We start from the raw sequence: 1,365 nt of genomic DNA on the forward strand, positions 1-1,365 counted from the left end.
ACAGCGCAAGCTTGCCCAGGGCCATGCCCAGGCTCGAGCAGACCTGCAGCTCGCTCACCAGCGTGGCAGCTCTCTTTTTGTAACGGGCAGGGCGGTTTGAGGCGAGCACTTCAAGCTCACCGCTGTCACCAAATCGGACATCCAAGCCAAGCCGTTGCTTGAGTATCGAGGCAAACTCGATAGCCCCGCTGCTTGTCTTGAAAAGTGCGTTGTCCCACCAGTCCGGTAAAAGGCGAGATACAAAACTTTTAGGGTAGCCGGCCTCGCCGAGCGCGTGATATGCGCTCTTGACCGTCACCGTTGGCGTGTTCTTGTTCATCCTTGGCCTCCATTGGGCCTAGGCCAATTCTTACATGTGGGCCCGCTGGTGGGCAAAAAGAAGCTTCGCCAGGCGTTGAGCGTGCCCGTCGGTTCCATCCCATACAGCCGACAGAGCATCCATCAACACCTTGGACTCCCCGGGATCACTGGTGCCCTCGTATGCATCAATGCCTGCGTATTTGCATAGATGCTTCAATGTCCGAGTGACGCGCTTGGGCCCACCGAACAAATTCCGGTAGACCTGAGGCTGGCCAATGCTCGCAGCGCGGGCAATCGCAGAGCTGGTGGTGAGCCCGTCTGCCTCAAACCTTCCACGCAACTCCAGAGCCAGGCTGTGCGGCTGCTTCAGACGTTTCATGCAAATAGATAATGTGAAGTGCATATAAGCATAACTATGATATCCTCCCGCTGTACACCCCTCCGCCCTGGTTCCCATGAGAGAGCTACAGATCAAACAGGCTTTGGCCGGCCATCTGGCGAGGCAATCTGCTGTCCAAGCGATCTCGCTGCTGGAAGAGCTGCGGCTGCACGGTGGGGAGGTGCGGGCCGATCTGGTGCTGGTTGAGGATATGCATTGCTTTGAGATCAAGAGCGAGGCCGATAGCCTGGCCCGGCTGATCAATCAAGGCTCTCGTTACGGCTGGGTCTTCGATCGGGTCACCTTGGTCATGGCCCCCTGCCACGTGGCCAAGGCGATGGACCTGTTGCCGCCCTGGTGGGGTGCAATGGTGGTCGACGCTGAGACGGGTACGTTCCAGTGCTTGCGCGAGGCGGGCTTGAATGTCCGGCACAAGGCCGCATCCCTCGCTTCCATCCTGAACAAGGAGGAGGCATTGGAGGTACTGCGCTTGGAAGGGCAATTGAAAGGCTGGAAGAGCAAGAGCCTGTACCTGATCCAGCAGCACATCACCGAGACGCTGAGTCTGGAGGAGATCAAGGCACACATTCGCACTGCGCTGCTCGTGCGGGCGAACAGCGCAGTGGCGCTCCACTAATACTGTTTTTTCAGCACATAGCTGATGTGATGTGTCCAGAACTCAGAGA

Annotated in this window: 3 protein-coding genes; 1 reads left to right on the forward strand and 2 read right to left on the reverse strand. The window is 57.9% G+C overall.

Features of this window, described 5'->3' with window-relative positions; genetic code table 11:
* The coding region (locus ACXJKH_RS20540; RefSeq protein ID WP_457322146.1) for a hypothetical protein at positions 1-319 on the reverse strand (319 nt) is incomplete at its 3' end.
* A gap of 30 nt (positions 320-349) precedes the next feature.
* Positions 350-679: a hypothetical protein gene (locus tag ACXJKH_RS20545; protein ID WP_457322148.1), complete on the reverse strand. Its 330-nt coding sequence runs from the start codon at positions 677-679 to the stop codon at positions 350-352.
* 76 nt (positions 680-755) lie between these two features.
* Here ACXJKH_RS20545 and ACXJKH_RS20550 point away from each other — a divergent pair, with 76 nt between their 5' ends.
* Positions 756-1,316, forward strand: a complete 561-nt coding sequence (locus ACXJKH_RS20550) for a sce7726 family protein (RefSeq protein ID WP_457322150.1) — start codon at positions 756-758, stop codon at positions 1,314-1,316.
* The last annotated feature ends 49 nt before the right edge of the window (positions 1,317-1,365 follow it).

The sequence above is a fragment of the Stenotrophomonas sp. P5_B8 genome (genome assembly GCF_054049855.1).

Coding starts and splice junctions, on each gene's coding strand:
- ACXJKH_RS20545 (WP_457322148.1), bottom strand. CDS start 679: ATGAAACGTCTGAAGCAGCCGCACAGCCTGGCTCTGGAGTTGCGTGGA.
- ACXJKH_RS20550 (WP_457322150.1), top strand. CDS start 756: ATGAGAGAGCTACAGATCAAACAGGCTTTGGCCGGCCATCTGGCGAGG.